The following is a 16,763-nucleotide window of genomic DNA, read 5'->3' as shown; positions in this document are numbered from 1 at the left end:
TAAATGCTGTTGTTTTTTACTTAACCCTGTAACTGAGAACTGCGACTGAATACTAATAAAGGTCGTCAGTTCTTAAATTTAAAAATCGTTGTGTGGCAAAATAAGTACTCAACCAAGTAATTAAAATTCCAAAGCCTAATACCGCTACTAGTACCAATGCAATAAGTCCTTTATCTTCAAGGATTCCTAGGTTAGGAAAACTGGTTTCTACATAAATCAAAACACCTATCAAAGCTAATACTGCAAGTGCCGCACCTATGATACCCAGTTTAACACTGCGCATTACAAATGGTTTACGGATGAAAGATTTTGTTGCACCCACCATTTGCATCGTTTTAATGATGAATCGGTTAGAGTGTATGGATAAACGCAAAGAGCTGTTAATTAATAAAACGGCAATAACAGCAAGAAAACTACTTACTATCAAGATCCACATACTTACTTTTTTGATATTGTCATTCACTAAATTAACAAGTTGCTTGTCATATACAATATCAGATATCATAGCATTTTTTCTAAGACCAAATTCTATTTTTGCAATGCTGTCTTTTACTACGTAGTCTCCTTTTAAATGAATATCATAAGAGTTTTGCAAAGGGTTTTCACCTAGAAAAGTCATAAAATCTTCACCTATAATGTCAGTATGTTCTTTTGCAGCGGCTTCTTTAGTTACATATTTGTATGTTTTCACAAAAGGACTCCCTTTTAATTGGGTGCCAAATTGTTTGACAATAGTATCATTAGCTTCATTCTTAAAGAAAACAGTCATAGCAATGTTTTCTTTAAAATCATTGGCTAATTTTTTTGAATTAATGATAAATAATCCTAAGATTCCTAGCAGAAATAAGACTAAAAATACACTTAATACTACTGAAAAATAAGAGGAAATTAAACGGCGTTTTTGAAAATTATCAAATGAAGAACTCATAGTTTATTGAAATTATTGGGTAAAAATAATAAAGAAATTCTTTATTTAAAGTTAATAACGCTCAAAGTTTTAACTTTCGTACAATAAACGTAAATTTGGCACCTAAAAATAGTCATCGCAATAAAACTTAGAACCTTTGTTACTCAGTTGCTCAGAACTTTATAAAAATGACTTGAGTTTACGAGAGCATGACTCCATTTAAACAAAAATAAAAAATAGGAATGACTTGAGTTTACGAGAGCATGACTCAATTAAAAAACAATAAAAAAAGGAATGAAATACAATCCCAACGAAATTGATGCCAAATGGCAAAAATACTGGCAAGAAAACCAAACATTCAAAGCCGAAAACAACGCTGATAAGCCTAAATATTACGTTCTTGACATGTTTCCTTATCCATCTGGAGCGGGCTTACACGTAGGGCATCCGCTAGGATATATTGCCTCTGATGTATTTGCTAGGTACAAAAGACACCAAGGGTTTAATGTATTGCATCCTATGGGTTACGATAGTTTTGGCTTGCCTGCTGAGCAATACGCTATTCAAACCGGTCAGCGTCCAGAGGATACCACTCGTGTGAATATTGACGGTGGTGTGGACAAAGAAGGAAACCAAATTGCAGGTTACAGAAAGCAATTGGACAAAATAGGATTCTCTTTTGATTGGAGTCGCGAAGTGCGTACTTCAAATCCTGATTATTACAAGCACACACAATGGATTTTTATCCAATTATTCAATTCTTGGTACAATAAAAACAGCGATAAAGCAGAAGATATTTCAACCCTAATTGCCTTATTTGAAAAAGAAGGTAATGCAACTGTCAATGCAGTTTGTGATGAAAATGTAGATCCTTTTTCGGCCGAAGAATGGAACGCTTTCGCAAAAGATACTCAGGAGAAAATCCTTTTGCAATACCGATTGACGTATTTGGCGGAGACGGAAGTTAACTGGTGTCCAGGATTAGGAACGGTTTTGGCCAACGATGAAATTGTAAATGGAGTTTCGGAACGTGGTGGATTTACAGTAGTTCGCAAGAAAATGACCCAGTGGAGCATGCGCATTTCAGCTTATGCAGAACGTTTGTTGCAAGGTTTAAATGATATTGACTGGAGCGAAAGTATTAAAGAAAGTCAAAGAAACTGGATTGGGAAATCGGTTGGTGCGACTGTAGAATTTAACGTTCAGAATTCTGATTCTAAAATTGCGGTTTTTACAACAAGGCCCGATACTATTTTTGGAGTTACGTTCATGACCTTGGCTCCGGAACACGAATTGGTTTCTCAAATTACCACTGCAGAACAAAAGGCAGAAATAGATGCTTATATCGAAAAAACGTCAAAACGTTCCGAAAGAGAACGTATGGCTGATGTGAAAACCATTTCAGGAGTATTCACAGGAGCTTTTGCAGAACATCCTTTTTCGAAAGAACCGATTCCAGTTTGGATTGGTGATTATGTTTTGGCAGGATACGGGACAGGCGCAGTTATGGCGGTTCCTTGTGGAGACGAGAGAGATTATGCTTTTGCGAATTTCTTCAAAGGGCAAAACGGAATGCCAGCCATCAAAAATATCTTTGATCAAGACATTTCGGAAGCGGCTTACGGAGCCAAAGAGGGGTTTCAATTGGTCGATTCTGATTTTTTAAATGGATTAGACTATAAAAAAGGAACTCAAAAAGTAATTGAAGAACTAGAAAAAATAAACCAAGGAAAAGGGAAAATCAATTACCGTTTGCGTGATGCGGTTTTCTCTCGCCAGCGTTATTGGGGAGAGCCTTTCCCAGTATATTATGTAAATGGCTTGCCGCAAATGATTGATGGGCAGCATTTGCCTATCATTTTACCCGAAGTAGAGAAATATTTACCAACCGAAGACGGTCTACCGCCTTTAGGAAACGCGGCAGTTTGGGCTTGGGACAGTGTAAAAAATAAAGTGGTCGAAACGAGTTTGGTTGATGATACAACTATTTTTCCTCTTGAATTGAATACTATGCCAGGTTGGGCGGGAAGTTCGTATTATTGGATGCGTTATATGGATGCGCACAACGAAACCGAATTTGCAAGCCAAGAAGCGCTAGCCTATTGGGAAAGCGTAGATTTATACATTGGCGGAAGCGAACACGCAACTGGTCACTTGTTGTACTCTCGTTTTTGGAATAAATTCCTAAAAGATAAAGGCTTTGCTCCAACTGAAGAACCATTCAAAAAACTGATCAATCAAGGGATGATTTTGGGGGAAAGTGCTTTTGTTTATCTTGTTATCTTGCGCTCCAAAACAACTTTAAGTAATTCGTTTTTAAATGAAAATGACTCAAATAACAGCAATATTGAAAATTTATTAGAAGCAGCTACCTCGCCAAAATCTCTTGTAATAAGTGAGGAAATTTATAATGATATAAGAATTAATGGAAATAATACCCTTGTAGATGAATGGATTAAAAATAAAATTTCTGGATTGAATAACATTCAAATTTATTACTCCGCTGAAAGTATAATGAAAACAAGAGTTGATATTTCTCTATTAATCGGAACATCTAATGTTATTGATAAAGCGAAGTTAAGAAATTGGATGCCACTATATAAAGATATTCCTTTTCTTCACGAAGATGAAGACTATATAGTTAAAAGAGAAGTCGAAAAAATGTCAAAATCCAAATACAATGTCGTGACTCCAGATACTATTTGCGAAGAATATGGAGCCGATACCTTGCGTTTGTATGAAATGTTTTTAGGACCATTGGAACAAGCGAAACCTTGGAACACAGCAGGAATTTCCGGAGTTTTTGGTTTCTTGAAAAAATTATGGCGTTTGTATTTCGATGAAAATGGTTTGATTGTTACCAATGACGCACCAACGAAAGACAACTTGAAATCATTGCATAAAACCATCAAGAAAGTAGCTGAGGATATTGAAGGATTCTCTTTCAACACTTCGGTTTCACAGTTTATGATTTGTGTGAACGAATTGTCTGCTCAAAACTGTCATTCTCGTGATATCTTAGAACCTTTAGCAATTGTAATTTCGCCGTACGCGCCTCACATTGCTGAGGAAGTATGGTCTTTGCTAGGTCATGAAGGTTCGATAGCAGCGGTGCCTTTCCCGGTTTTTGATCCAAAACATTTGGTAGAAAGTGAGAAAGAATATCCGGTTTCTTTCAACGGTAAAATGCGTTTCACCCTAGTTTTACCTTTGGATTTAACCGCAGCACAAATCGAGGAAATCGTAATGAAAGACGAAAGAACCATCAAGCAATTAGATGGTAAAACACCAAACAAGGTGATCATTGTTCCGGGGAAAATAATTAACTTGGTGGGATAGCCTATCAATTTCAATATTTAAAATTTAAAATTCCAAATTCCAATTTCACGATTGGGTTTGGAATTTTTTTTGCGATATTTTCTTCAAATCTAGTAGTTTGAATTTTTTTTAAAACTTTTGTAACATTTTAATAGTTCTCGTATCCAAATGGCGGATCCGATTAATTATCAACTTAAAACTATTAAAAATGAAAAAGTATATCTTCGTAGTTACCGCACTATTATTTTCAGCATTGTATTTAAATGTGTTTGGGCAAACAAAATCGTATCCGTTTGAAGTTCTAAAAACAGGAAAAGGCAAACAAGCCATAATCTTCCTACCTGGTTTTGCCAGTTCTGGCGATGTCTGGAATGAAACAAAATCTAATTTTGAAAAAAAATTTACTTGTTATACATTTACTATGGCAGGTTTTGCGGGAGTTAAACCACAGCCGAATGCTTCATTCAAAAATTGGGAAACAGAGATTGTCAATTATATAAAAGCCTATAAAATTGAAAAACCAATTATAGTGGGACACAGCATGGGTGGCGGACTTGCGCTTGCGATAGCATCTGATTATCCGGAACTGATCAGCAGGATTGTTGTTGTCGATGCGCTACCTTGTTTGGCCGCTTTGAGAGATCCTTCTTTTAAATCACAAGAAAATAATGACTGCAGTCCAATGCTCAATCAGATAGGCGCTATGTCTGAAGAGGAGTTTCTTCAAATGCAAAAAAGAAATATGGCAATGCTGCTGGCTAATCCTTCCAAGCAAGATGAAGCAATAAGTTGGAGTATGAAATCGGATAGAAAAACGTTTAGTCAAATGTATTGTGATTTTTCAAATACTGATTTGAGAGAGAAAATTGCGTCCATAAAATGTCCTTCATTGATCTTCTTAGAATTTGGTTTTTCAAATTTCAAAGAACCTATTGAAGCGCAGTATAAAAACTTAAAAACTGCCAATTTTCAGTATGCAAACAAAGGCTTACACTTTATTATGTATGATGATACAGCATGGTATTTGGAGCAGCTGAATAACTTTATAAAATTATAAGAATGGAGTTTGAAGCAATTTATAAAACCTATTGGGACAAGATTTTTCGCTTGTGCATGGGGTATGTCAATGATTATGACATTGCGCAGGACCTTGCTCAGGAAACATTTATCATTGTTTGGCAAAAACTAGAAACATTTAGAAATGAATCCAGCATCGGGACTTGGATTTTCCGAATAGCATCGAACAATTGTCTGAGGCAGATCGAAAAAGAAAATCGGTTCCCAAAAGCGGAACTTCCCATAAACATCACCGAAGAAAAGCACAATTCATTGGAACCGCAGATTCAGTTTTTATACCAATGCATTGCTGAACTGCCAGAAACCGATCGTATTATTATCTCACTCGAACTCGAAGATGTTAAACAGGCTGAAATAGCAAAAATCGTTGGGCTTTCTGAAGCTAATATCAGAGTAAAAATTCATAGAATAAAAGAGAAATTGACTCACAAATTTCAAGAACATGGAAAATAATATAGATTTTAAAGACTTATGGAAAAAGCAATCGATAACTCAGCCCGATATAAACGAGTTGATGGACAAGCTAAAACATTTTAAGAAAACTAGTCTCCGAAGATTAATACTTACGAATGTGATGCTTATCGCAACTTGCGTATTGATACTTTTGATTTGGTTTTATTACCAACCCCAATGGGTTTCAACCAAAATAGGAATCGTTTTGAATGTTGCTATAATGGCGATCTATCTATTTGTGTATAATAAATTGTTTGATGCATATAAAGCAATAGATAACACCGATAGTAATGCGGCATATTTGCAAAAATTAATAGCGATTAAAACCAAACAAAAGTTCCTGCAGTCCAAAATGTTAAGTATTTACTTTTTAGTTCTCGGATTCGGACTGTGTTTATATATGTATGAATACACAGCTATGATGGCTCTGTTCTGGGGAATTTTTGCTTATACAATTACATTTTTTTGGGGTGCATTTGTTTGGTTTTACTTACGTCCTAGACAAATAGTTAAGGAAAATTTGAAAATAGATAATTTGATTGATAAATTTCAAAGAATTAATGATCAATTAGAGACAGAGGCGTAGCTTCAATTTGGAAAATTAATTTGTTTCCATTTCTTACTAGATTTTTTTTTAACAAATGTCACATTGACATTAACAAAAAGTGGTTCAAATTTTGCTATTTCTTTATTAACTTTATAAAAATATAAAAAACAAAGATATGGGAATGGGTTATTTAATTCTAGCTGGAGCAATAATGCTTTTTAGTTGGTTAGTTAGTTCAAGACTTAAAAGCAAATTTGAACACTACTCAAAATTACATTTGCAAAATGGGATGTCAGGTGCTGAAATAGCTGAGAAAATGCTAGCAGATAACGGAATCAGAGATGTGAGAGTGATTTCTACTCCAGGGCGTTTGACAGATCATTACAATCCTGCAGACAAAACGGTAAATCTAAGTGAAGCCGTTTACAACCAGCGCAATGCCGCTGCTGCTGCCGTAGCCGCTCATGAATGTGGACACGCAGTACAACATGCTGAGGGTTACCAATGGCTTACTATGAGATCTAAACTAGTTCCTGTTGTAAACGTAGCCTCCAGTTATATGCAGTGGATTTTACTGGCTGGAATTTTAATGATCAAGACCTTTCCGGGTTTGTTATTAGTAGGGATTATTATTTTTGCAGCAACCACTTTATTTTCAATTGTTACTTTGCCAGTAGAATATGATGCTAGTAATCGTGCTTTGGCTTGGTTAGAAAACAAAAGAATGCTTACGCCTCAAGAACAGGCTGGTGCCAAAGATTCTTTAAAATGGGCAGCCAGAACGTATGTTGTAGCCGCATTAGGTTCTATAGCAACGTTGCTTTATTATATTTCAATATATATGGGAGGAAGAAGAGACTAATTCTCCAACTTTAATATAATTAATAAAAAAATCCAAATTCCAATTTCAATGGAGTTTGGATTTTTTTATATTTAACAACTCACAACTCACTTTCCTCAAAGTTGTATTTGTCGATCTATTTGCTGGTCTAATGAAATAAACGTTTCAGTTCTAGAAACACCTTCAATAGCTTGAATTTTAGTATTGAGTAAGTGCATTAAATGTTCGTTGTCTTTACAAATAATTTTAATTAATATAGACCAGTTTCCCGTGGTGTAGTGACATTCAAGAACTTCAGGAATTTTTTTTAAATCACGCACTGCTTCAGCGTTTCTTGCGGCCTTGTCTAGATATACACCTACAAAAGCCATCGTATTGTAACCGAGTACTTTATTGTTTACCGTGAATTTAGATCCAGATATAACACCCGATTGTTCTAGTTTTCGCAAACGCTGGTGAATGGCAGCTCCTGAAATTCCTATTTTATTCGCAATTTGTAGAATAGGTTTTCTAGCATCTTCCATGAGGTCACGTAGAATTTCTTTATCAATTCCGTCAATTTCTACGACTAAGGAATTTATTTTCATAGCTTATAAATTTAAACAAGATGATGATGTTTGGTTTATTTTGAAAACCAAATTTACAACAAATACTATTATGAGCAATGTTGATTAAAGAAATGTAGTGGGTAATGTATTGATATAAAAAAAGCCATTCAGATTTTGAATGGCTTTAATGTGTATGTTGTAAAAAAAATTATTTTCCTTTATTAGCTTCGGTAATGTATTTTTCCAAAGCCATAGTCATAGAAGGCGTTGCTGGTGTAGGAGCTAATATGTCAACTCTTAAACCATGATCTAGTGCTTCTTTTTGTGTTGTACTTCCAAAAACTGCTATGCGTGTATTGTTTTGCTCAAAACCAGGGAAATTCATAAACAATGATTTTATTCCGGTAGGACTGAAGAAAGCCAGTATATCATAATAGACATCAGCAAGATCAGATAAGTCGCTCATTACCGTTTTGTAAAAAACAGCAGGAGTCCAATCAACCTTTAAAGCGTTTAGCGTTATTGGTGCATCAGCATTTAATTGATCCGAAGCCGGTAATAAGAATTTTTCGTCTTTGTATTTTTTTATCAGCGGAGATAAATCAGCAAAGTCTTTTGGTCCTACGTAAATTTTACGTTTACGGTATACCACGTATTTTTGTAGGTAAAAAGCAATAGCTTCAGATTGACAAAAATACTTTAATCCCTCAGGAACTTTATAGCGCATTTCATCAGCTACTCTAAAGAAATGATCAACCGCATTTTTACTCGTTAAAATAATTGCCGTGTAATGGTTAAGATCGATTTTTTGTAGTCGAATTTCTTTGGCATTTACTCCTTCTACGTGAATAAAAGGTCTGAAATCAATTTTTACTTTGTGTTTTTGTTGAAGTTCAAAGTAAGGAGAATTTTCCACTTTAGGCTCGGGTTGTGACACCAAAATTGTTTTCACTTTCATATTTAACGTTTTCTAAGCAACCCCTTTTGTAAACCAATAATACATAAAATAATAGGGTGCTATTTCAAAGGCGCAAAGATATAAAATAAAATAAAACAACTTACCGAATATTATATTTTGATAATTTTTTATTGAAATCAAATAGGTTAGTACATTGGCTATCAATATTATAGCAATTATAGCTAAAGGAAAATTTCTTGAAATTGTATCGTAATAGAATAAAATAATGTTAATAGGAAGTATTAAGAGTCCTATATACGTTCTGTAGGTAACTTTTTGAAGGTTAAATTGCTCCATGAATTCTTCAATATTGAAAGATGTAGCAATGATTTTTTCGATGAGGTATTTCGATAGGATAAAAAATATCAAAAAAGTGACAATTTGGATGTACAAGATCCAATCTGTTTTCGAGGCATAACCAAACTGGCTTAACGCAATTAAGATAAAAAAAGCAAACGAAATGATTTGTACAAAAAATAGCGCAACAGTAAAACTACTCATTAAATGACTGCTGTCACGGTAAATTTTAATGTATTTATTAGAAAAAATGAGATTGGCAAACTCACCAAATCTATTTTCAAATACTGATTTAGTGATTGCTATTATAGCAAATGAAAGAACAAATAGTGCTGTAGCCCAATCTTTGTTCTCAATGATTCTTGGATGAAGTACGGTTTCAATCATAGCCTTGCAAAATTACTAATTTTTATATCATTCTTTTTATTATAATTTTATTAAGGTTGAAATGGCATAAAATGGTTACTTTTGCACTGAATTTAGTTGAAAAAAATGAACGATTGTATAGTTATAATCCCTACCTATAACGAAATTGAAAACATTGAAAGTATCATAAGAGCTGTGCTATCACAACACAAGCTTTTTCATGTTTTAATAATTGATGATAACTCTCCAGATTATACTGCGGATAAAGTAGTGCTTCTCCAAAAAGAATTTGAAGGCCGTTTATTTCTTGAAAAAAGAGAAAAAAAATCAGGTTTAGGTACAGCGTATGTACACGGATTTAAATGGGCATTGCGTCATCAATACGAATTCATTTTTGAAATGGATGCAGATTTCTCTCACGACCCAAAAGACTTAGAAAAACTATATAACGCTTGTCATTTTGGCGATGCCGATTTAGCAATTGGTTCTCGTTATGTAACGGGTGTAAATGTGGTAAACTGGCCATTGAGTAGGGTATTGTTGTCTTATTTTGCATCAGTATATGTGCGTTGGGTTACTGGAATGAAAATTCATGATGCCACCGCAGGTTTTGTTTGCTATAAGCGAAAAGTACTTGAGGAAATCAATTTAGATAAAATACGATTTGTGGGTTATGCATTTCAAATAGAAATGAAATACCGAACCTACTGCAAGAAATTTGAAATTGTTGAGGTTCCTATTATCTTTACAGACCGAACAAAAGGGCAATCTAAGATGAGTAATTCCATCATTGTTGAAGCCGTATTTGGTGTAATTGCTTTGAGATTTAAAAAAATGATTAACACATTATAGAAAAGAAATATGAACAAGATTTTAATTAAGAACGCCAAAATTGTAAATGAAGGGGTAGTTTTTGAAGGGGATGTGTTAATTGAAAACGAAATCATTGTTGAGATAGCCGAAAGTATTAGCGCTAAATCTTCTGATTGTAAAATTATTGATGCCGAAGGGAATTTTTTAATTCCTGGAGCAATTGATGATCAAGTACATTTTAGAGAACCAGGACTTACGCACAAAGGCGATATAGAATCAGAGTCGCGAGCAGCTGTAGCAGGCGGAATCACCACTTATATAGAGCAGCCTAATACAGTACCTAATGCGGTAACGCAAGAAATATTAGAACAAAAATACGTTTTGGCTTCCCAGAAATCATTTGCCAATTATTCTTTTATGATGGGAGCTACAAATGATAATTTAGAAGAAGTTTTAAAAACTAATCCTAAAAATGTTGCTGGAATCAAGATCTTTTTAGGGTCTTCAACCGGAAACATGTTAGTAGATAATGAAGCTACACTCGAAAAAATATTTTCAAGTACTTCCTTGTTGATTGCCGTACACTGCGAAGACGAGGCTACAATACGCACTAATTTAGCTCAGTATAAAGAATTGTATGGAGAGGACATACCAGTATCAGCCCATCACTTAATCCGAAGTGAAGAAGCGTGTTACATTTCCTCTTCAAAAGCAGTGGCTCTTGCCAAAAAAACAGGTGCTAGATTGCATATTTTTCATCTTTCTACGGCAAAAGAAATGGAATTGTTTACCAATAAAATTCCGTTAGAAGAAAAGAAAATTACTGCCGAAGTTTGTATTCATCATTTATGGTTTACCAATGATGATTATGCTACAAAAGGAAATTTGATTAAATGGAACCCAGCCGTTAAAACAGCTCATGACCGTAAAGTGTTGTGGGAAGCTTTGCTTGACGATAGAATTGATGTGATTGCAACAGATCATGCACCGCATACACTAGAGGAAAAACAAAAATCATATCTGGATGCACCATCAGGAGGGCCATTAGTGCAACACGCAGTAGTAGCCATGTTTGAAGCACACCATCAAGGTAAAATTAGCGTGGAGAAAATTGTTGAAAAAATGTGTCATAATCCAGCTAAGATTTTCAAAATCCACAAAAGAGGCTTCATTAAAGTAGGATATTTTGCTGATTTAGTTATTGTTAATGCAGGTTTGCCTTGGAGCGTAAAAAAAGAAAATATTTTGGCTAAATGTGGTTGGTCTCCTTTTGAAGGATTTACATTTAAATCCAGAATTACTCATACTTTTGTAAATGGACAATTAGTTTACAATGCATTCAAGGTAAAGGACATTCGCGCAGGAAAACGTTTAGAATTTGAAAGATAATTATCATGATTAAACACTGTATCTCCGTAATATTTTTTCTTCTTTTATTGAGTTGTAAAGACCATAATGGCATTCCTGAACCTGAAAAGCTCATAGAGAAAGGTGTTATGGTAGATATCATGTATGATTTGTCAGTTTTAGAAGCCATAAAATACCAAAACCCGGCCTCTTTAGATTCTTTTAAAATCAATGCAAGTGCTTTTATTTTAAAAAAGTATAAGGTAGATAGTATACAGTATATGAAAAACAACAAGTACTACGCCGCTGATGATGAACTGTACAAATCCATGTTTGAGAAAGTAATAAAACGTTTAGAAGCCGATGTTAAAAAAGCAGAGACTCAAGCTAAAATTGACGATAAGAAAGCTAAGTCCAAAAAAAATAAAATTAAAACTGCTGCTAGCACTGATACGGCAACAGTAAATTAAATCTTCTTTATCGGTTTAATAATCGATTGTAAATAGGGTTGTACAGCCGTAAAATTAAAATTGAGTTGCTGTTTTATTTTGTGGTTTGAATAGGTATTTTGGGTGTAGGTTGCCTTTGCTGTGATTTTAGATAACTTTCTTTTAGTTCTAAAAACAACAGATGATAACCAGTCTAAACGCCATAAAGTTTCCATTAAAAATGGGCTTGCATGCGTGTTGGGTCTTTTTACATGCAATGCATCGGCCATAGTATTAAGTACATCTTGAAAGGTTATATTTTCAGCAATAACAATAAAACGTTCGTTTTTTATTGTGCTTTCCATAAGACTCATGGCTATTTTTACGACATCTATAACGGCAATAAAGCCAGAAGTGCCTTTTGTATAATATTTTAATCCATTTTTTACTTGAGTTAATAATTGGCCACTTCCTTGTTCCCAATCTTTGTGATCTAGCACAGGTCCCAGAATAACTCCTGGATTAATAATTATAACATCTAAACCTTCTTGGTGACCTCGCCATACTTCCATTTCAGCACCGTATTTAGAAATGGCATAGTCACTATGGTTTTGTTCTGGGTTCCATTCTGTTTCTTCTGAAATGTATTTTTCGTGGGGTAACAAATCACCAAGTGTTGCTATTGAACTTATAAAGCACAATTTTTCTATACCATAAGCAATGCAAAAGTTCACCACGTTTGCGGTTCCTTCAATATTTATTTTCCGGAGTTTATTTTCGTCCTTTGGATCAAATGATATTAGAGCAGCACAATGGTAAACAGTTTTAATATTTTGAAAAGCAATTTCTAAAGATGGTACATCGGTTATATCTGCAGGAACCCATTCAATTTGCTGCAAGAGGAACTCTTTTTTGTAAAAGGCAAATAAGGATTTTGTTTTCTCGATTGATGCAATATTTCGATAAATAGCACGTATGGTAATGCTTTCATTATTTTGATTTTCAATCAAATGAATCAATAAATGTGTGCCTACTAAACCGGTTGCTCCTGTGACTAAAATCATATTGTAAAAGTAATAAAATCAACGCCAAGGACAATGCCATTTTTAAGCGAAATTAGAAATCTGAATTTTTTTTGAAATTATTTTTTGTGTTTAATTTAGAAATTAGTGTTGAAATTGCCATTGCCATTGAAATTCTTATCTTTGTAATCACCAAGCCATGTTGGCTGAACCGAAGAAAGTAAATTGATTAAAAAAGATGAAGAATTTTATTGAAGAAGTAACTTGGAGAGGAATGCTCCACGATGTTATGCCGGGCACAGAAGAACATTTGATGGAACAAATGCGCGTGGCATATGTGGGAATTGACCCAACTGCCGATTCATTGCATATAGGACATTTAGTGGGCGTAATGTTGCTTAAACATTTTCAACTTGCAGGGCACAAACCTCTTGCGTTAGTAGGTGGCGCAACAGGAATGATTGGTGATCCATCTGGTAAATCTAATGAAAGAAATTTATTGGACGAAACTACTTTGCGTCACAATCAAGAGGCGATAAAAGGACAATTGTCTCGTTTTCTAGATTTTACTTCGGCTGCGCCAAATGCTGCTGAATTAGTAAATAATTACGACTGGATGAAGAATTTCTCTTTTTTGGATTTCATTCGTGATGTGGGTAAGCATATTACTGTCAATTATATGATGGCAAAGGATTCTGTTAAAAAACGTTTGTCATCAGAAGCTGCCGAAGGAATGTCGTTCACGGAGTTTACGTACCAATTGGTTCAAGGTTATGATTTTTTGCATTTGTACAGAGAAAAGAGTTGTACGTTGCAAATGGGAGGAAGTGACCAGTGGGGAAATATCACCACGGGAACCGAATTAGTGCGCAGAATTGCTAGCGGAAAAGCCTATGCTCTAACGTGTCCGTTGATTACAAAAGCAGATGGAACCAAGTTTGGAAAATCCGAAGGTGGGAATATTTGGTTGGATTCGGCTAGAACTTCTCCGTATAAATTTTACCAATATTGGTTGAATACATCTGATGTGGATGCGGAGAAATACATTAAAATTTTTACTTTTTTATCGAAAGAAGAAATTGAAGATTTAACTGAAAAACATAAAGAAGCGCCACACATGCGTTTGTTACAAAAACGTTTGGCCGAAGAAATTACCGTGATGGTGCATTCAGCTGATGATTTAGAAAATGCGATTAAAGCATCGAATATTTTGTTCGGAAATTCAACTTCAGATGATTTAAAACAATTGGATCAAGCAACATTTTTAGATGTTTTTGAAGGAGTTCCTCAGGCAGAAATCAGCAGAAACGAAATCGAAGCGGGAATCAATATTGTTGACGTTTTAAACGAAAAAACAGGATTTCTAAAATCGAATGGTGAAGCAAGACGCGCTCTAACAGCTAATTCTATTTCTGTAAACCGTGAAAAAATTACCGAAGAATTTGTGCTTTCTAGTAAAGACTTAATCAACAATCAATTTGTATTGTTGCAAAGCGGAAAGAAAAATTATTTTGTAGTGAGAGTCGTTTAAGGAGTTAGACAAATTATTCTCTATTCTAATTATAAAAAATTCCCAATAACTCAATGAGTTGTTGGGAATTTTTATATGGTTTAATCTCTAAAATTGATTTCTACTTTGTTAGTGTATATCCATCCTGTAGCGATTGTGGGATCGGTAAGTATGATTTTTAAATCTTCAGGGAGCAGAGTTGAAACTAGTTCTTCTTTGTTGAGATACAAAAACAAATCAAGATAATGAATTGTTTTTTGGTCTAAAAAATATTCATTGTCTTCAAATTTGTGATACCGGTTTTTATCCCAAGACAATGTTGCAGAAAAGTTTTTTGTTTCATTAGGTTGAAACTTAACAATACTTTCTAAGATTTTTTTACTTCTTTTAATCTTTAATTCTTTTTGCTGTTTCAGTAAATAATCAGCTAAACCTTTGCGATTATTTTCTAGGTCTTGCATTATTTTTTTAAGTACCGCATCACTTTTTTTAGAATCGAATACAGTATTCGTTTCTATCATGTTTTTTTCTTGAAACAGCCTGTACGAGGGTATCCAAGACGAATTGTTGTACATGTTAGACCGTAACTCTTTAGTATTTAAAACTAATGAAATAAGACTTTTTGCTTTGTTTTTGATGTGGTAATGTACCGTGAAGATTCGTTCGCTAGTAGAAGGATCTTGATGCGTTATAGAATCTATTTGAACTTCTATATCGGTGTTTTGCGCATTGCTACATAAACTAGTGAATAATAAAAGTGCCGAAAATAAAGTACGCATGCTCCCAATAATTATTAAAGATTAAAGAACCATCAAGTTACACCCTCGAATATCTGAATTGTCAAAACGTCCCAATACCTCAAAAGAGTTGTTGGGATTTTTTTTGCCCAAATCCTGAGTAGCTATAAAGGAACAGGAATTGATATTGGCCAGATCAATCACGTTGATTCCACCTGTTTTTCCATCTGGAATATAAGTCAAAGCATCTTCTGTATCGCGAACCAGGATTTGCATCCAAGCAGGGCATTCAAATACGCCATTTCCTAAGGAATAGGCCTGCGATAGTAATTCGGTCATGCCGTATTCAGAATGTATGGCTGCTACGCCAAAACCTTCACATAATTGATCGTGCAGTTCTTCCCGAATCATTTCTTTTCTTCGTCCTTTCATACCACCGGTTTCCATGATGATGGTAGAGCCCCCTAACCCCCAAAGGGGGAATGAAATTGATTTTGAATATTCTATCAAATCTAATAGTGCAAAAGTAACACCAATCAGAATTACATTTTGACTAGCTTTCTCTAAAGTGATAAGTTGCGTAATCAACTCATCGTGATTGTTGAGGTAAAAACCGCTTTCAGGATGATTGGAAAGTTCAATTAAATCCTTGACCATGTAAATTAAGGATGAACCCTCTCTTTCCAGATAGGAGGGAAGCAAAGCTAATACTACATAATCTTCAATGTTACCATAAAATTCTGAAAATCCTTTGCGGTAGCTTTCTTCATATAACGTAACATCAGTAACGAGGTGTTTGCTGGTGATCATTCCGGTTGTTCCGCTGCTGGTAAAGGTTTCTTGAATTTCATCAGTATTAGAGAGGACTTCATGACTCTTATAAAACTGTATAGGCAAAAACGGAATTTGTTGTATTGATTTTACTTTATGAGGATCTGTTTTAAGAAAATTACAAAACTCCTGATATACTTTGTTGTTTTCGTATTGGTAACGAAAAACTTTTAAAGCAATTTTTTCAAATTGTTTTTGACTAGAAATAGTGAATATATCAGTGGTTGTGATCAAGAATTTTTTTTTGCAAAAGTATGAAAAATTTAAAAAGGTCGTTTGTTTATCTGTCTTTAGAAAACGGATGCTATTTGGTATTAAAAAAAAAGCTCCAAAAAATGGAGCTGTAATTTTATATTTCGAATGAATTACCGAATTATTAATTTTCGAGTAGCAGAACTTTCTTTTTCATTAATTTTTATAATGTATACTCCAGAAGACAAATTAGATACATTCAGTTCTTTAGAGCTGAGCATGGTTTGCAAAACTTTTTTACCGAGTACATCAAAAATTATGATTTCTTTATCAAGGTCATTCTTAGTAGTAATGTAGACTTTACCATTACTCACAGGATTTGGGTACAAGCTCAATCCCTCAATAGTAGAGGCAGTTTCTTGTAATTTTGGTTGCTGTTTATTGTCTTGCGCATTAGTGCTTGCAGAGAATAAAAAGACCAATAAAGTAATTGTATAAAAGTAGTTTTTTGCCATCAGATTTATTTGAATAGTAAATATACAAAAATAATTCAAATAGTGTACCAAAAAAA

Annotated in this window: 17 protein-coding genes; 9 read left to right on the top strand and 8 right to left on the bottom strand. The window is 34.3% G+C overall.

The window, feature by feature from the left end; translation table 11 throughout:
* Window positions 1-52: 52 nt before the first annotated feature.
* On the bottom strand, window positions 53-928 hold the full coding sequence (locus K5V07_RS13835) for an ABC transporter permease (protein WP_144889766.1): 876 nt from the start codon (window positions 926-928) through the stop codon (window positions 53-55).
* A 273-nt stretch (window positions 929-1,201) separates the two neighbouring features.
* Between K5V07_RS13835 and K5V07_RS13830 the strand changes: the two genes are divergently transcribed.
* The 5 genes from K5V07_RS13830 (at window position 1,202) to K5V07_RS13810 (ending at window position 7,164) form a co-directional block, all read left to right on the top strand.
* The gene (locus K5V07_RS13830) at window positions 1,202-4,246 is read left to right on the top strand and encodes a leucine--tRNA ligase (protein WP_221917942.1); all 3,045 of its coding nucleotides are present in this window, start codon (window positions 1,202-1,204) and stop codon (window positions 4,244-4,246) included.
* Window positions 4,247-4,433: 187 nt separating this feature from the next.
* Window positions 4,434-5,282, top strand: coding sequence for an alpha/beta fold hydrolase (locus K5V07_RS13825; RefSeq protein ID WP_221917941.1), 849 nt, complete (start codon window positions 4,434-4,436; stop codon window positions 5,280-5,282).
* 2 nt (window positions 5,283-5,284) lie between these two features.
* A complete protein-coding gene (locus K5V07_RS13820; RefSeq protein WP_182649620.1) occupies window positions 5,285-5,755 on the top strand; it encodes an RNA polymerase sigma factor in 471 nt (156 codons plus the stop codon).
* Window positions 5,745-6,341, top strand: coding sequence for a hypothetical protein (locus K5V07_RS13815; protein WP_221917940.1), 597 nt, complete (start codon window positions 5,745-5,747; stop codon window positions 6,339-6,341). The genes K5V07_RS13820 and K5V07_RS13815 overlap by 11 nt, the downstream gene beginning before the upstream one ends.
* A 136-nt stretch (window positions 6,342-6,477) precedes the next feature.
* The gene (locus tag K5V07_RS13810) at window positions 6,478-7,164 is read left to right on the top strand and encodes a zinc metallopeptidase (RefSeq protein ID WP_221917939.1); all 687 of its coding nucleotides are present in this window, start codon (window positions 6,478-6,480) and stop codon (window positions 7,162-7,164) included.
* Window positions 7,165-7,259: 95 nt separating this feature from the next.
* Here K5V07_RS13810 and K5V07_RS13805 read toward each other — a convergent pair whose 3' ends face one another.
* From K5V07_RS13805 to K5V07_RS13795, 3 genes are all read right to left on the bottom strand, one after another.
* Window positions 7,260-7,730, bottom strand: coding sequence for an Lrp/AsnC family transcriptional regulator (locus tag K5V07_RS13805; RefSeq protein WP_144889762.1), 471 nt, complete (start codon window positions 7,728-7,730; stop codon window positions 7,260-7,262).
* A gap of 169 nt (window positions 7,731-7,899) precedes the next feature.
* Window positions 7,900-8,649, bottom strand: a complete 750-nt coding sequence (locus K5V07_RS13800; RefSeq protein WP_221917938.1) for a uroporphyrinogen-III synthase — start codon at window positions 8,647-8,649, stop codon at window positions 7,900-7,902.
* A 12-nt stretch (window positions 8,650-8,661) separates the two neighbouring features.
* On the bottom strand, window positions 8,662-9,333 hold the full coding sequence (locus K5V07_RS13795; RefSeq protein ID WP_221917937.1) for a DUF4271 domain-containing protein: 672 nt from the start codon (window positions 9,331-9,333) through the stop codon (window positions 8,662-8,664).
* A 105-nt stretch (window positions 9,334-9,438) separates the two neighbouring features.
* Here K5V07_RS13795 and K5V07_RS13790 point away from each other — a divergent pair, with 105 nt between their 5' ends.
* Genes K5V07_RS13790 through K5V07_RS13780 form a run of 3 tightly spaced genes read left to right on the top strand, consistent with a single transcriptional unit; the run spans window position 9,439 to window position 11,942 of the window.
* Window positions 9,439-10,164, top strand: a complete 726-nt coding sequence (locus tag K5V07_RS13790) for a polyprenol monophosphomannose synthase (RefSeq protein WP_221917936.1) — start codon at window positions 9,439-9,441, stop codon at window positions 10,162-10,164.
* A gap of 9 nt (window positions 10,165-10,173) precedes the next feature.
* Window positions 10,174-11,514: a dihydroorotase gene (locus K5V07_RS13785; protein ID WP_221917935.1), complete on the top strand. Its 1,341-nt coding sequence runs from the start codon at window positions 10,174-10,176 to the stop codon at window positions 11,512-11,514.
* Between the two features lie 5 nt (window positions 11,515-11,519).
* Window positions 11,520-11,942: a DUF4296 domain-containing protein gene (locus K5V07_RS13780; protein ID WP_221917934.1), complete on the top strand. Its 423-nt coding sequence runs from the start codon at window positions 11,520-11,522 to the stop codon at window positions 11,940-11,942.
* Here K5V07_RS13780 and K5V07_RS13775 read toward each other — a convergent pair.
* A complete protein-coding gene (locus tag K5V07_RS13775; protein ID WP_221917933.1) occupies window positions 11,939-12,964 on the bottom strand; it encodes an NAD-dependent epimerase/dehydratase family protein in 1,026 nt (341 codons plus the stop codon). The two genes, K5V07_RS13780 and K5V07_RS13775, sit on opposite strands and share 4 nt — an antisense overlap.
* A 196-nt stretch (window positions 12,965-13,160) precedes the next feature.
* Between K5V07_RS13775 and tyrS the strand changes: the two genes are divergently transcribed.
* Window positions 13,161-14,453, top strand: a complete 1,293-nt coding sequence (gene tyrS / locus K5V07_RS13770) for a tyrosine--tRNA ligase (RefSeq protein ID WP_221917932.1) — start codon at window positions 13,161-13,163, stop codon at window positions 14,451-14,453.
* An 80-nt stretch (window positions 14,454-14,533) separates the two neighbouring features.
* Here the strand turns inward: tyrS and K5V07_RS13765 are convergent, their stop codons facing one another.
* From K5V07_RS13765 to K5V07_RS13755, 3 genes are all read right to left on the bottom strand, one after another.
* Entirely contained in the window at window positions 14,534-15,211 is a 678-nt protein-coding gene (locus tag K5V07_RS13765; RefSeq protein ID WP_221917931.1) for a hypothetical protein, read from the bottom strand.
* A 21-nt stretch (window positions 15,212-15,232) separates the two neighbouring features.
* On the bottom strand, window positions 15,233-16,234 hold the full coding sequence (locus K5V07_RS13760) for an acyl transferase (protein WP_221917930.1): 1,002 nt from the start codon (window positions 16,232-16,234) through the stop codon (window positions 15,233-15,235).
* A gap of 131 nt (window positions 16,235-16,365) precedes the next feature.
* Complete coding sequence (locus K5V07_RS13755; protein ID WP_221917929.1) at window positions 16,366-16,707, bottom strand: T9SS type A sorting domain-containing protein; 342 nt, start codon at window positions 16,705-16,707, stop codon at window positions 16,366-16,368.
* Window positions 16,708-16,763 lie beyond the last annotated feature (56 nt).

Origin of the sequence: Flavobacterium sp. CHNK8 (genome assembly GCF_019774515.1) — a bacterium.
Taxonomy (GTDB): domain Bacteria; phylum Bacteroidota; class Bacteroidia; order Flavobacteriales; family Flavobacteriaceae; genus Flavobacterium; species Flavobacterium tiangeerense.
Note: the sequence above shows the minus strand (reverse complement) of the source record. Positions and strands in the feature narration are given on the sequence as shown.

Bases quoted from the DNA above. Each gene is read 5' to 3' on its own strand.
- K5V07_RS13790 (WP_221917936.1), top strand. From the start codon at position 9,439: ATGAACGATTGTATAGTTATAATCCCTACCTATAACGAAATTGAAAAC.
- tyrS (WP_221917932.1), top strand. From the start codon at position 13,161: ATGAAGAATTTTATTGAAGAAGTAACTTGGAGAGGAATGCTCCACGAT.
- K5V07_RS13830 (WP_221917942.1), top strand. From the start codon at position 1,202: ATGAAATACAATCCCAACGAAATTGATGCCAAATGGCAAAAATACTGG.
- K5V07_RS13765 (WP_221917931.1), bottom strand. From the start codon at position 15,211: ATGCGTACTTTATTTTCGGCACTTTTATTATTCACTAGTTTATGTAGC.
- K5V07_RS13795 (WP_221917937.1), bottom strand. From the start codon at position 9,333: ATGATTGAAACCGTACTTCATCCAAGAATCATTGAGAACAAAGATTGG.
- K5V07_RS13805 (WP_144889762.1), bottom strand. From the start codon at position 7,730: ATGAAAATAAATTCCTTAGTCGTAGAAATTGACGGAATTGATAAAGAA.
- K5V07_RS13810 (WP_221917939.1), top strand. From the start codon at position 6,478: ATGGGAATGGGTTATTTAATTCTAGCTGGAGCAATAATGCTTTTTAGT.
- K5V07_RS13835 (WP_144889766.1), bottom strand. From the start codon at position 928: ATGAGTTCTTCATTTGATAATTTTCAAAAACGCCGTTTAATTTCCTCT.
- K5V07_RS13755 (WP_221917929.1), bottom strand. From the start codon at position 16,707: ATGGCAAAAAACTACTTTTATACAATTACTTTATTGGTCTTTTTATTC.
- K5V07_RS13815 (WP_221917940.1), top strand. From the start codon at position 5,745: ATGGAAAATAATATAGATTTTAAAGACTTATGGAAAAAGCAATCGATA.
- K5V07_RS13780 (WP_221917934.1), top strand. From the start codon at position 11,520: ATGATTAAACACTGTATCTCCGTAATATTTTTTCTTCTTTTATTGAGT.
- K5V07_RS13820 (WP_182649620.1), top strand. From the start codon at position 5,285: ATGGAGTTTGAAGCAATTTATAAAACCTATTGGGACAAGATTTTTCGC.
- K5V07_RS13800 (WP_221917938.1), bottom strand. From the start codon at position 8,649: ATGAAAGTGAAAACAATTTTGGTGTCACAACCCGAGCCTAAAGTGGAA.
- K5V07_RS13825 (WP_221917941.1), top strand. From the start codon at position 4,434: ATGAAAAAGTATATCTTCGTAGTTACCGCACTATTATTTTCAGCATTG.
- K5V07_RS13775 (WP_221917933.1), bottom strand. From the start codon at position 12,964: ATGATTTTAGTCACAGGAGCAACCGGTTTAGTAGGCACACATTTATTG.
- K5V07_RS13785 (WP_221917935.1), top strand. From the start codon at position 10,174: ATGAACAAGATTTTAATTAAGAACGCCAAAATTGTAAATGAAGGGGTA.